14 protein-coding genes are annotated in these 12,408 nt (G+C 75.0%); 2 read left to right on the top strand and 12 right to left on the bottom strand.

Annotation, left to right across the window (positions count from 1 at the left end):
- Complete coding sequence (gene xdhC, locus ACIPW5_RS21950) at nt 1-810, top strand: xanthine dehydrogenase accessory protein XdhC (protein ID WP_401247754.1); 810 nt, start codon at nt 1-3, stop codon at nt 808-810.
- Between the two features lies 1 nt (nt 811).
- On the opposite strand, the gene ACIPW5_RS21945 is transcribed toward xdhC, so the two are convergent.
- The 9 genes from ACIPW5_RS21945 to ACIPW5_RS21905 all read right to left on the bottom strand — a co-directional run bounded on the left by ACIPW5_RS21945 (nt 812) and on the right by ACIPW5_RS21905 (nt 10,164).
- The gene (locus ACIPW5_RS21945) at nt 812-1,114 is read right to left on the bottom strand and encodes a protealysin inhibitor emfourin (protein ID WP_401247751.1); all 303 of its coding nucleotides are present in this window, start codon (nt 1,112-1,114) and stop codon (nt 812-814) included.
- A 2-nt stretch (nt 1,115-1,116) separates the two neighbouring features.
- Nucleotides 1,117-2,337 (bottom strand): M4 family metallopeptidase, encoded by a 1,221-nt coding sequence (locus ACIPW5_RS21940; RefSeq protein WP_401247312.1) that lies wholly within the window; start codon nt 2,335-2,337, stop codon nt 1,117-1,119.
- A 214-nt stretch (nt 2,338-2,551) separates the two neighbouring features.
- Nucleotides 2,552-2,905 carry a VOC family protein gene (locus tag ACIPW5_RS21935; RefSeq protein WP_401247309.1) on the bottom strand — a complete coding sequence of 118 codons (354 nt, stop codon included), beginning with the start codon at nt 2,903-2,905 and terminating at the stop codon, nt 2,552-2,554.
- 115 nt (nt 2,906-3,020) lie between these two features.
- Nucleotides 3,021-4,376 (bottom strand): carotenoid oxygenase family protein, encoded by a 1,356-nt coding sequence (locus ACIPW5_RS21930; RefSeq protein WP_401247306.1) that lies wholly within the window; start codon nt 4,374-4,376, stop codon nt 3,021-3,023.
- Nucleotides 4,377-4,426: 50 nt separating this feature from the next.
- Nucleotides 4,427-4,867: an SRPBCC family protein gene (locus ACIPW5_RS21925; RefSeq protein ID WP_401247303.1), complete on the bottom strand. Its 441-nt coding sequence runs from the start codon at nt 4,865-4,867 to the stop codon at nt 4,427-4,429.
- Complete coding sequence (locus ACIPW5_RS21920; protein ID WP_401247300.1) at nt 4,825-6,330, bottom strand: MFS transporter; 1,506 nt, start codon at nt 6,328-6,330, stop codon at nt 4,825-4,827. The genes ACIPW5_RS21925 and ACIPW5_RS21920 overlap by 43 nt, the downstream gene beginning before the upstream one ends.
- 99 nt (nt 6,331-6,429) lie before the next feature.
- Complete coding sequence (locus tag ACIPW5_RS21915) at nt 6,430-8,439, bottom strand: ATP-binding protein (protein WP_401247298.1); 2,010 nt, start codon at nt 8,437-8,439, stop codon at nt 6,430-6,432.
- Between the two features lie 65 nt (nt 8,440-8,504).
- Nucleotides 8,505-8,897, bottom strand: coding sequence for a nuclear transport factor 2 family protein (locus ACIPW5_RS21910; protein WP_401247295.1), 393 nt, complete (start codon nt 8,895-8,897; stop codon nt 8,505-8,507).
- Between the two features lie 31 nt (nt 8,898-8,928).
- On the bottom strand, nt 8,929-10,164 hold the full coding sequence (locus ACIPW5_RS21905) for a cytochrome P450 (RefSeq protein ID WP_401247292.1): 1,236 nt from the start codon (nt 10,162-10,164) through the stop codon (nt 8,929-8,931).
- A 262-nt stretch (nt 10,165-10,426) separates the two neighbouring features.
- Between ACIPW5_RS21905 and ACIPW5_RS21900 the strand changes: the two genes are divergently transcribed.
- Complete coding sequence (locus tag ACIPW5_RS21900; protein ID WP_401247291.1) at nt 10,427-10,729, top strand: hypothetical protein; 303 nt, start codon at nt 10,427-10,429, stop codon at nt 10,727-10,729.
- Between the two features lie 22 nt (nt 10,730-10,751).
- On the opposite strand, the gene ACIPW5_RS21895 is transcribed toward ACIPW5_RS21900, so the two are convergent.
- From ACIPW5_RS21895 to ACIPW5_RS21885, 3 genes are all read right to left on the bottom strand, one after another.
- On the bottom strand, nt 10,752-11,054 hold the full coding sequence (locus tag ACIPW5_RS21895; protein WP_401247288.1) for a hypothetical protein: 303 nt from the start codon (nt 11,052-11,054) through the stop codon (nt 10,752-10,754).
- A gap of 102 nt (nt 11,055-11,156) precedes the next feature.
- Entirely contained in the window at nt 11,157-11,396 is a 240-nt protein-coding gene (locus tag ACIPW5_RS21890) for a hypothetical protein (RefSeq protein WP_401247285.1), read from the bottom strand.
- Between the two features lie 155 nt (nt 11,397-11,551).
- Nucleotides 11,552-12,346: a VOC family protein gene (locus tag ACIPW5_RS21885; RefSeq protein ID WP_401247282.1), complete on the bottom strand. Its 795-nt coding sequence runs from the start codon at nt 12,344-12,346 to the stop codon at nt 11,552-11,554.
- Between the last annotated feature and the right edge of the window lie 62 nt (nt 12,347-12,408).

Genomic DNA, 12,408 nt, shown 5'->3' with positions numbered 1-12,408 from the left:
ATGACCTGGGTGGCCGCGGTCGCGCGGTTGCGGGCCCGCCGGGAACCCGGCGCGCTCGTGACCGTCGCGGCCGTGCGCGGCCACGCGCCCCGCCGGGCCGGCGCCAAACTCGTCGTCGGCCGGACCGCGACCTGGGGCTCGATCGGCGGCGGCAACATCGAGGCCGTGGCGATCGACCGGGCCCGCGAGGTGATAGGCCTGCCGGACCAGGAGCCCGAGCTGATGGACTTCGCCCTGAACGACAAGGTCACCGGCCCGCACGGCGTCCAGTGCTGCGGCGGGGCGGTCAGCGTCCTGCTCGAACCGCTGCCGGTGGTCCCGTCGGTGGCGGTCTTCGGCGTCGGGCACGTCGGCATGGAGCTGGCCCGCATCCTGGCCCGCCACGACCTGGACCTCCACCTGGTCGACACCCGCCCCGGCCAGCTCACCGAAGAGCGCCTCGCGGTGCTCTCCGACGCGGTGGCGCAGGTGCACGTGCACCACGTCCCGCTGCTGCCGGAGGAGGTGCTCGGGGAACTGGCGCCCGGCACGCACGTCCTGATCATGACCCACGACCACGCGGAGGACGCCGCCCTGTGCGACGCGGCCCTGCGCACCCCCGGGCTGGGCTCGATCGGGCTGATCGGCTCGGCCGCCAAATGGGCGCGGTTCCGCCGCCGTCTGGCCACCGAGGGCGGCCACGACGACGACGCCATCGACCGGATCAAGACCCCGATCGGCATGGCCGGGATCACCGGGAAGGAACCCGCCGTCATCGCCGTCGGCGTCGCGGCGGACCTGCTGCGGACCTTCGCGGGGGACGCGGGCTGAGTCACCCCCGCGCGAAGTGGTCGCGGAGCCGTGCGACCAGGGCCGCGAAGGCCGGGGACATGGCGCCGTCCGACTGTTCGAGCACCGTCCGGCGGCCGCCGTCCTCCACCGTGACCGCGTACCCCATCGCGTCCCTGGCCCGGCCCGTGTCCCGCGGCGGGGGCGCCGCCACGGCCGCGGCCACCAGCCGCTCCAGCTCGGCCGCGGCGCTCGCGGGCAGGTCGGCGGAGTCCAGTACGCCGGGCGGGCGGCGGAGGTTGGCCGCCGCCGCCAGCCCGCCGTACGACTCCAGGGTCACCTTCATCGTCACCTGGAGCCCTTCGCCTTCAGGGCGGCCAGTTCCCTGGCCAGCCCCGTCACCTTGTCGCCGAGCGCGGCGATCTGCCGGGTCAGGGCCGCCAGGTCGGTCTCCCTGCCCGCGCCGCCGTGCCCGTTGACCGCGAAGGACCGCGGCCGGGCGAGCCCCGGCGGGACCCCGGTGATCTGGATCTCCACCTCCTGCCAGCCCGCCACCACGGCCGCCTGCTCGGGGCTGCCGGCGGTGAACAGCCGGCCGGCCTGCTGGAAGGTCATGTCCGCGAACTCCTGGAACGTGTCCCGGGGGCGGGAGGCCCGCAGCGCCTCGTACCAGATCCGGCCGGTGAACTCCCAGGCGAACCCGCCGATGCCGGCGGCCGTCGCGAAGAACGCCTTGTTCGGAATGCCGGAGTTGAAGTGCACCCCGCCGTTGTCGCCCCGCGGGGTGTCCGGCAGGTGGACGAACCTGCTCATCCGGTCCGGCTGCGGGTCCTTCCCGACCAACGGGTTGTCGTACGCCGTCCCGGGCGCCTTCATGGACCGCAGGGCGTCGCCCTCGATCCCCGGGGTCCACACCTCGGCCCCGATGAGCCAGTCGGCCTCCTCGACCGTCTGCTTCATCGACCACTGCTTGACCAGGGACCCGAAGACGTCCGCCATGGACTCGTTCAGCGCCCCGGACTGGTTGTGGTACTCGAAACCCGAGGTGTGGTCGACGACCCCGTGCGTCAGCTCGTGGCCGGCCACGGTCAGGGATCCGGTGAGGTTGCCGAGCTCCACCCCGTCCCCGTCGCCGAAGAGCATCTCACTGCCGTCCCAGAACGCGTTGTTGACCTTGCGGCCGAAGTGGACGAACGCGTTCAGGCGCATGCCCCGGTCGTCGATCGAATCGCGCTGGAACACCTCCTGGTAGAAGTCCCGGGTCAGGCCGAGCGCGTCGAACGCCTGGTTCACGGCCCCGTCCGCGGACTCCGGACCGTTCTCCGACCTGGCCATGACCGCGTCGGAGAGCTCCTCGCTCTGCTCGCAGTCGAACACGGTGCGCCGGCCGTTGCCGGGGACCGCCGACAGGCCGGCGAGGCCCGCGCGCAGGGAGCGCTCGCCCCGCAGCCGGGCCGTGGTCAGCAGGGTGTCCAACGCGGCCTGCCGCACCTCGGCGTCTTCGCTCTCCATGAGCCTGTCGAGGATGTACGGGGGGATGATGCAGTTGATCGGGCGGGTCCTGCTCATGGGGCACCTCCTGGTGGAGAGGACCAACGGTTGACGGTTCACCGTCTCCGTCGCAGGATGTGAGGTACCGGCGGGTGGCCGGAGGACCGTACCGGGCGCCGTCGGCGCACCCCGGTGAGAGCCGGCGCCGGCCGGGCATGCGCCCGCGGCGGAGCCACGCTGATACCACCAGTCTCCTGCCGTCCTCAGCGGCCGGCAAACGCTGCCACGGCCCTTACGCGGGCTCCCACAGCTCGATCCGGTTGCCCTCGGGATCGGTGACCCAGCCGAACCGGCCGACGCCGTCCGCGTCCTGGGTCTCCTCCGCCACCGCCGCCCCCTTGGCGCGCAGCTGCGCGAGCATCGCGTCCAGGTCGCGGACCCGGAAGTTCAGCATGGTCTGCTGGGCGGGCGAGCCGAAGTACTCGGTCCCGGATTCGAAGGGCGCGAACACCGTCGGACCCGCTTCCTGGCGCCACAGCCCGTGCTCGTCGGCGTCCAGCCCCAGGCAGTCGCGGTACCAGGCGCCGAGGGCGGCCGGGTCGCCGGAGCGCAGGAAGTATCCGCCGATGCCGCGTACGCGTTCCATGCGGCCATCCTGCCAGCACGGCCGCCTGACGGGCCGCCACCACGCACGCGGGCCCGCCCCCGCGGACCCGGAAGGGGCGGGCCGCAGGGGCGGGGGTCGGGGGCGTCCCGGGGGATCAGGCGGCGTCGGGGATCCAGGAGCCGTGGATCCCGGCCGGGACCCGGCGCGGCAGGTGGACGGCGGCGACCTGGTCGAGGCCGGACGCGTCGAGGACCAGGAGCTGCGAGGAGTCCTGCTTGAGGTCGGAGACGACCGTCAGGAGGTAGCCGTCGTCCTCGCCCGTGCCGTGCGCGGCGGGGACGAAGACCGCCTCGCCCGGCAGCCGGGCGTCCCCGATCTGGCGGATCCGGCGCGCACCGGTGGTGCGGTCGTACTTGACGACGCCGTAGCCGCCGAAGCCCTTCTCGTCGGGGAAGGAGATCGCGTACTGGTAGCGGTTCTCGGCGCCCAGGTACTCCTCGTTGAGCGTGGGGAACTCCACCGGGAGGTCGTCGACGATCTCCTCGCCCACGGTGCCGTCGGCCAGGTCCACGACCCAGCGGCGGCTGTAGGAGCGGACGGTCGGCTCGCTGCCGCGCCCCGGTGCGCCGACCCACCAGTTCCAGGAGAGCCGGAAGCCCTCCCGGTCCACGGTGGGGCCCTCCAGGACGATGCGGCCCCGGCCGTCCTCGTAGGCGTTGGAGACGTGCAGCATGCTGCCCGGCTCGATGGAGAACCACCGCACGTGCCGGGCGCCGTCGGCCCCGCGCGGCATGACGCCGATGCGGGCGGGCTGCTCGTCGCTCCAGCCGTACGGGATCCCGGAGTGCTCGGCGGGGTCGAAGGTGACGTTGCCCTCGGCGAAGACCACGTGGTTGCGGGTGACGGCGAAGTCGTGCTTGAGCGCGGCCGTGGCCCCGGGGACCTCGGCGCTGTGGGTGATCGCGCCCTTGGCGTCGGCGACGTAGTACGTCAGGAACGGCGGGAAGGGCGAGGAGCCGAAGAAGTGGAGCTCCCCGGTCCGCGGGTCCTCCTTGGGGTGCGCGGTCATCACACCGCGCAGCTTGCCCCCGAAGTCGTAGGCGCCGACCGTCTCCAGCTCCGGCGTCAGCTCGAAGGGGAGGTTCGCCTCGCACAGGGCCAGGAGGCGGCCGCCGTGCTCGATGACGTGCGTGCCGGCGGTGCTGGCGGCCAGGTCGGGCCCGTGCTCGGTCATGTAGGGGGCGCCGTCCAGGGCGGGCGTGTGCACCCACCGGTTGCGGTACCACTCGGCGCGGCCGTCGCGCAGCCGGATGCCGTGGACCATGCCGCTGCCCTTGAACCAGTGGGCGGGGGTGACGCCGGGCTTGGGGTTGTGGCCGTTGCGGACCAGCCGGCCGGTCAGCTCGGGGGGCAGGGTGCCCTCGACGGTGAGCCCGGTGGCGGTGACCTCGTCGACGACGGGGGCGTAGTGGCCGGTCAGGTACGGGGGCCTGGCGGTGGTGCCGGTCATGGCGGTGCCTCGTTTCGTTTCTCGGCGGAAGTGGCGGAAGTGGCGGATGCTCAGACAGCGCGTTCGGCTCGTGCCTTGAGGTGGGCGAGCCAGCTCACCAGCGACTGGTGCAGGGCCGTGCGGAGCTCGTCGGCCGCGGCCTCGACCGGGGCGCCGCTCCAGGACTCCTCGGTGCGGACGGTGACCTGGCCGCCCGTCTGCTCGAACGTCCACACGTGGATGCCGGTGATGCCGGCGGAGGGGCCGCCCCAGACGATCCGCTCCCCGGGCACCAGCTCGTACACGGTCGAGGTGATGTCCATCCCGTGGGTCTCCCAGCGGAAGGAACTGCCGACGGCCGGCGGGCCGTCCGGCCGGGCCGCGTCGATGTCGGCGTTCCAGGAGGGCCAGGCGGCGATGTCGGTGTGGACGTCCCACACCGTGGCGAGCGGGGCGTCGATCACGATGCTCAGGCGGACGACGGCGGGAGCGGTTTCGTCGATGGTGACCATGGAGGTGCTTCCTTCTCTGGAGGGGACGTGCGGACGAGCGGGTCGGACGAGGGGGTGCGCGGGCCCGGGCGGCGGGTGAGGAACAGCGCCAGCGCCGCCGTCACGGCGATCACCGCCGCCGACACCGCGAAGGCCGTGCGGAAGCCGGCGGCCAGTGCCTCGGGGCCGGGCAGGCCGCGGGACGCGCCCGCGGTGACCGAGCCGGCCAGGGTGGTCAGGACGGCGAGGCCGATCGCGCCGCCGACCTGCCGGGTGGTGTTCACCAGCCCGCCGGCCAGGCCCGCGTCCCGCGGCGGTACGCCGTCCACGGCCAGCCCGGTGAGCAGGACGAACGCCGCGCCGAGACCGGCCGCGACCAGGACGCTGGGGCCGAGCACGTCGGCGAGGTAGCTGCCGTCCGCGCGGAGCCGGGACAGCCACAGCAGTCCCGCGGCCTCGGTCAGCAGGGCCCCGGTGACCGCCGCGGCGGCCCCGGTGCGCCGGGCGAGGCGCGGGGCGAGCGCCGAGCCGAGCATGTTGGCCGCGGCGAAGGGGAGTTGCCCCGCGCCGGTGGCCAGCGGGCCCGCACCCAGGACCTGTTGCTGGTAGAGCGGCAGGAAGAAGAACAGGGCGATCCACACCGAACCCAGCAGCGCCATGAGCACGTTGCCCGCACCCACCCGGCCGGCCCGGAACAGCCGCGGCGGCACCAGGGCGTCCGGCCGGCGGCGCTCGATCACGACGAAGGCCGCGAGCAGCACACCGGCCGCCGTGAGCGCCCCCACGACCGGGGGCCCGGTCCAGCCGCCGCCGCGCGCCGTGGTCAGGCCCCACACCAGGCAGGTCAGGGCGAGCGTCACGGTGACGGTGCCCGGCAGGTCGAACCGGCCGCCCGTCCGCTCCGCCGCGGCACCGGGGACGTACGCCACCACGGCGACGAGCACCGCCGCCGCGCCCAGCGCGACCGAGTGGAAGATCCACGGCCAGCCCCACGCCTGGGTGAGCACACCGCCCAGCAGCACGCCGCCCGCCCCGCCCGCCCCGGAGACCGCTCCCCACACCCCCAGCGCCCTGCCGCGCCCGGCGCCGGACGGGAAGCGCTCCAGCGCCAGGGCGAGCGCGGCGGGGGCGATGGCGGCCGCGCCGAGGCCCTGGCAGGCGCGGGCCGCGATCAGCGGGCCGGGGGAGCCGGCCAGCCCCGCCGCCAGCGAGGCCGGGGCGAACAGGGCCAGCCCGGCGATCAGCACCCGGCGGCGGCCGAGCAGGTCGCCGGCCCGTCCGCCCGCCAGGAGCAGCGCCCCGAACGCCAGGCCGTAGGCGTTGACCACCCAGGTGGTGCCGCCGTCGGAGAGCCCGGCCCCGGCCCGGATCTGCGGGAGCGCCACGTTGACGATCGAGGTGGCGAGCATGACGGTGAACTGGGCCGCGGCGAGCACCGCGAGCACCGCTCCCGGCCGGTCCGGCTGTCTGCGTGCTGCGTTCATGGGGCACAGACTCGGGCCGGGCGCCGTCCACTCTCCAGGCCCGGCCGGGGCGGGCACTGTCCACTCCTGTCCGCGGCTGTCCACCCGGCCCGGCCCGCCTCAGGGGGAGCCGTGCAGCTCCCGCTCCCACAGCACTTCGCAGAGCAGGTCGAGACCCTGGCGCAGATGGCGGCGGTAGGTTCCGTACGGCAGCCCGAGACGCCGGGCGGCGGCCTCCTGGGTGGGCGCGCCGGAGAAGTAGCCGGCCGTCAGGGCCTCGCGGGCGCGCACCCCGCGCGGATCGGCGGCGAGTTCGTCCACCGCCCGCCTCAGCAGTGCACGCACCTCGCCCACCGGTTCGGTGCAGTCGGCCGCGAGGCGCGTGCGCAGCAGGGCGCAGGCGGCGAAGGCGCCGTCCGCGTCGCGCCAGTGCGCCAGCGCCTCGCGCACGGCCCGGTCGAAGTCGGTGCGGGAGATCGGCGACGGCCCGGACGCGACGGGCGGCGGTACCTGGGTGGCCGATATGAACCGCTGGAGCCAGGCCTCCACCGGCTCCTGGCGCCAGTCGACGCCGAACACCCCGTAGGTGTGCCCGCCCACGGCGGGCCGCGCGCCCGTGTCGACGAGCGTCCCCCGCACCCGCGCCGCCCAGGTCTCGGCGTCCCGGAAGACGGCGAAGCCGTAGGCGCGCCCGCGCGCCCGCGCGGCCTCCGCCTGGGCCCGGGAACTGCTCAGGTCGATGACCCGCGAGGGGACCTGGTACCGCTCGGGGTAGACGGTGAACCGGCTGACGCCGATGTGCTCGCCGGGCCGCACCGGCGCGGTCGCGTCGGTGTACCGCCAGGCGGCGGCGACGACCGGGTCGGCGGCCAGGTCCTCGGGACCGGGCGGGGCCGCCAGCACGAGCCGGGCTGTGAACGCGACGACCCGCCCGGTGCTCACCAGGCGGTAGACGCTGAACGCCTCCGGCTGGCGGCGCGCCCAGTAGCGCACGACGGCCGCCGAGTCGGGCCCCTCGGCCTCCTCGGCCATGCGCAGCACGACGTCGAGGTCCTCCGGGTGCAGGGGGCGGTCGTGCACCTCGTCCTCGCGGGACCAGGTGCGCAGCCGCGCCAGGGTCTCGCCCTCGCGGAAGAGGTAGAAGAGCTCGTCGGTGACGGTCCACACCCGCTCCTCGGGCGCCTCGCGCAGCAGCCGCAGGTATTCGTCCGCCAGGCGCCGGCGCATCGTCTCGAAGGCGTTCGGCGCCCGCCAGCGCAGGTCGGCGGCCAGGGTCTCGCGCGCCGCGTCGTGCGGGTGCAGGCCGCGCCGGGTGGACTCCATGAACGGGAGGTCCCGCAGCCAGGCGAAGAGCGGATGGGCGTCCTCGTCGGGCAGTACGGCGGCCAGCAGCTCCTCGGAGGTCGAGTGCGCCTGCGCCGCCACCTCCAGCGCACGGCGGTGCGACGCCGTGGGCACCTCGCCGATCAGCCCCGCCAGCAGGGTGCGCAGGACGTCCGCCGAGGGTGCCCAGATCTCCTCCCGGCCGCAGCCCGCCGATCCCGCGGCGGCCGCGAGGGACAGGGCCAGCGGGTTGCCGCCGGCGAAGCGCAGCACCCGGTCGCGCAGTTCGGGCCGGATGTCCGACGCGACCAGCAGCCCGCGGGCCTGTTCGGCGGTGAACGGTTCCAGCTCGCTCACGTGCAGCAGCCGGGCCCAGGCCGGGTCGGCGGTCCACTGCGGCTGCGGGGCGCGCCGCCCGGCCAGTACCACGAGGGCGTCGTCGGCGGCGCGGGGCAGGAAGTGGTGCCACAGCCAGCTCTCCAGCCACTGGCAGTGTTCGAAGGAGTCGACGAACAGCACCGTGCCGGGGACGTCGAGGAAGGGCCCGGCGGCCCGCTCGAACGCGGCCGGGTCGCGCTCGACGAACCGGCCGTCGAGCTCGACGAGCAGCCGGCCCGCCGCACGGGCGTGGTCCGCCAGGCGCCGCAGCAGCGTCGACTTCCCGATGCCGCCGGGCCCGTACGCGTAGAACGCGAAGGGCGCCGCCGGATCGCCGGCCAGTGCCTCCCGGAAGCGCTCGATCTCCTCGTCCCGGCCTATGAAGGCACGGACCCTCGCCCTGCTCAGTCTTTCCCCGACGGACACCATCGACAGCTCCCAGCCCCTTGTTCCACCGTACCCGGCCGAGGGCGCACGCCCCCGGCCCCGCCCCGTCACTTGATGCTCGCGAGCCTCCCGTCGTCGGGGCGGCCGTCGACGAGGAGGGTGGTCTCCTCGACGCGCAGGAACCGGCCGTCGGGGGCCAGTTCGGCGAAGAGGTAGACCTCGATGCGGGAGGTGTGGCCGTCGCGCTGGGTGACCGTCACGGTGTGCCGGTCGGCGTAGCGCAGCCCGTCGCGGAGTTCCTCGTGGACCTCTATGTGCCCGCCGCTGACCAGCGAGCGCAGCCGGGTCATGTGCCGGGCGAAGGACTCCCGGTCGCTCCACTCGCCGTTCGTGCGCTGGCGGTAGCCGGGGGCGAAGTGCCGGTCGAGGGCCTCGTCGAGGTCCAGGCCGGGGGTGAACAGCAGGTCGTTGATGGCTCGGGTGATGTCGGTGGGTGTCATCGCTGCCTTCGTGGGTCGGTGGGTCGGGAGGTCAGGAGGCCGCGCGGAGCGGCGTGAAGTCCAGCGGAAGGGCGACCGGGCCGCGGGTGTACAGGCCGGCCTCCCGGTAGCGGGAGCCGGGGCTGAACCGGACCCCGTCCAGCAGGGGCAGCAGCATCGCGGCGACCGTCTCGGTCTCGGCGCGCGCGAAGGCCGCGCCCACGCACTGGTGGAGCCCGGCACCGAACGCCAGGTGCTGGGCGGCCGCGGTGAAGGACCGGGCGGTGCCCAGGTCCGCGCGGTCGATGTCGAAGGAGTCCGGGTCGGCGAAGACCTCGGGGTCGCGGTTGGCGGCGCCGACCACGCAGTAGACGGTGCTGCCCGCCGGGAGGACGGTGCCGGCGAACACGGCCTCCCGCACCGCCTGGCGGGGGATCAGCTGGACCGGCGGGGTGTACCGCAGGGTCTCCGCGATCGCGGCGGGCAGCAGCCGGTCCGGGTCCCGGCGGACCCGGGCCAGCTGTGCGGGATGGTCGATCAGGTGCTTGAAGAGCAGCGCCAGGGTCTTGTCGGCGGGCTCGGTCGCGGCGACCAGTACGTTGAGGACCAGTGCGGTGACGTCGCGGTCGCTCATGGCGATGCCGCCGGACTCGGCGGTGCACAGCCGGGAGACCAGGTCCTCGCCGGGGCGGCGGCGGCGCTCCGCGATCACGGGGGCCAGGTACGCCTCCAGCCGCTCGGCGCAGTCCAGGCAGTGGCGGCGGCGTCCGGGGCCGAGGACCAGGCCGGTGACGAACTCGGTCACCCCGGCGATCCAGGAGGCGATCCGGGGCGGCGCGTCCCGCACGTCCAGACCGAGGACGTCGAGCGTCACCCGGACGGCCAGCGGCCTGCCGAAGTCGCCCACGAGGTCGAATCGGCCCCGGGGGAGGAGGGGCGCCAGGAGCTCGGCGGCGTGGGCCCGGACCGTGCGCGCCTGCTCCCGCAGGGCGTCACCGGTGAAGCTCCGCACCACGATCCTGCGCTTGGCGGTGTGCTCGGCCCCGGTCATCTGGGCGAGGACCCGGCCCCGCATCACCGGCTCGGCGCGGACCTCCAGGATGTCGGTGGTGAACGCCTCGTGGTCGGTCAGCACCCGCCGCACGTCCTCGTGGCGGGAGAGGAAGAAGCTGCCGAGCGCGGGCTCGTGGTGCACGGGAGCACGCTCCCTGAGGTGGGCGAACCAGCGGTGGGGGGCGGCGGCGTACTCCTCGGACAGGATGCTGAAGTCCGGTCTGACCAGGGGCATGTGGGGGAGGCCTCTCGACGTGCGCGGTGCGGGGGACGGGCCCTGCCGGGCGGGCCGGGCCCTCGCACGTGGGCACCACCGGTCCGGCAAGCCGGGGCGGAGCCGACATTCCTCGCGTTCTCCCGCCGTGGCGGTCGGCCCACCCCGGCTGCATGACGCCCGAACACCCCAACAGGTTGCCTGCGACCGCCCGTTGGAATCCGCAGGGTCTCACAGGGCTGAACCCTGTCCTCCACCCGGCCCCGCTGCGAGCATGGCGCGCATGCAGCCCACGAAGCCCCTCCTCGCCCGCGCGGCCACCGCCGCCGCCCTGGTGGCCGCCCTCGCGGCCGTCACCGCCCCGTCGGCGTCGGCGGCCAACTGCCCCACCTGCATCGGCAGCGACGCTCCCGCCGTGGACTGGCCCAGCGGCTTCGCGACCCGGCTCCCCGACTGGCCGGGCGGCAGCTCCGCCGTCCTGGCGGGCTGGGGAGCGGACTACCTGGACGGCGCGGTCGTGCCCGCCCCGAACGGCTGGGGCCAGGACTTCCCGGACGGCGTCCAGGGAGACGGCGTCCGGCTCTGAGGGCCCCTGAGCCCGTCCCGGCTCAGCCCGCCGGGGTCGTGACGTCGGGATGCGGGAGCGTGGCCGCGTTGCCGGCGCGGACGGCCAGCAGCACGGCGTCGTGCAGGGTGCGGCTGGCCTCCTCGCTCGCGCAGGGGGCGGGGCTCCCCGCCAGGGTGAGCCACTCCGTCGCGCCGCTGTGCTGGACGGCGACGTGCGCCAGTCCGTCGGCCTCGGTCCAGGTCGTGTGGACGTCGAGCTCGCCGGTCAGGAGGACCGCCTCTGCGGTGCTCACCCCGCCGCGTCCTGCGAAGACGCCGCGGGTGGTCCATGATGCCCAGGTCATCCGGCCTCCAGGAGCCGTCCCGTACCGGTACGGGAGCGCGGGTGGGTGCGGGCTGCCGTGATACCCGCCCATGGTGGAACATATGCCGGAAACCGGCATTTTTTACCCCAGCGGCCGCGGGGGCCGCTCCTCGCCGAGCCGCTCCACCACCCGGTGCGCCGCCTCGTGCTCGGCGGCCGGCGGCGACAGCTCGTCCAGGGTGTCGAGGTCGGTGTCCCGTTCCAGCTCCAGCTCCCACTCCGCGGCGAGCCGCTCCTGCTCCGCGCGCGGCAGCCCGCCCAGGGCCTCCCGGTGGGCCGGGTCGAGCGCGGCCAGGAAGCGTTCCACCACGTCCGAGGACATCCCGTACTCCTTGTCGCCGGTGAACGGACGGCGGCCACGCGCCGCCCCGGTCCCAGCATGCGCACCCCCACCCGCCGCCCCGCACAGGCACGACCCGCCACTGCCCCGAATGGCGCCACGCCGGTCCGGCCCGGGGCTGGCCCGGCCCCGGGCGCTCAGGCCTCCGCGGGGGACGGGGTCAGGACCACGAAGTCGGCGTTCCACGGGTCGAGGCAGATCGCGAGGCGGCCGATGCCCTCCGCGTCCTCCGGGCCCATCTGGACGTTGCCGCCCTTCGCGGTGACCGCCGCCACCGCCGCGTCGCAGTCGGCGACCGCGAACACCGGGTGCCAGTACGCGCGCCCGTTCGCGAGGGCGAGGTGCTCCGCCGGCAGCTCCATGAGGCCGCCGTGCATGCGCTCGTCCGGAAGGCCCGCCGGGGTGATCAGGGAGTAGCCGCCCCCGCCGCCCGGCAGGTCCATCTCGTCGAACCGCCAGCCCAGGACCGTGCCGTAGAACGCCTTCGCGGCCGCCGCGTCGCTCGTGTACAGCTCCGTCCAGCACAGCGAGCCCGGCCCGTCCACCAGCTCGGCGCCCCGGTCCGCCCCCGGCTCCCAGACGGCGAACTGGCCGCCCTGGGGATCGCTGTACTGTGCCATCCGGCCCGCGTCGTCCAGGGACATCGGAGCCACCCTGACCGTGCCGCCCGCACCCTCCACGGTCCGGGTGGCGGCGTCCGCGTCGGCGACGTCGTAGTAGATCATCCACGCCGGGCGGGCGCCCTGCTCCGTGAGCTTCCCCAGCCCGGCGACGATCTTCCCGTCCTTGCGGAACATGCCGCCCTCCATGCCGCCCATCGGCTCGTACGACCAGCCGAACACGGCGCCGTAGAAGGCCGCCGCGGACGGGACGTCGGGCGTGCCCAGGTCGAGCCAGCAGGGGGAGCCGGGGACGTAGTCGGTGGTGATCATGGTGCCGGCCTTTCACGGGTCGGATGGGACCCAGCCTGGCACCCGACCCCGCCCCCCGCCCG

Source organism: Streptomyces sp. NPDC090077 (assembly GCF_044747545.1).
GTDB lineage: Bacteria > Actinomycetota > Actinomycetes > Streptomycetales > Streptomycetaceae > Streptomyces.
Note: the sequence above shows the minus strand (reverse complement) of the source record. Positions and strands in the feature narration are given on the sequence as shown.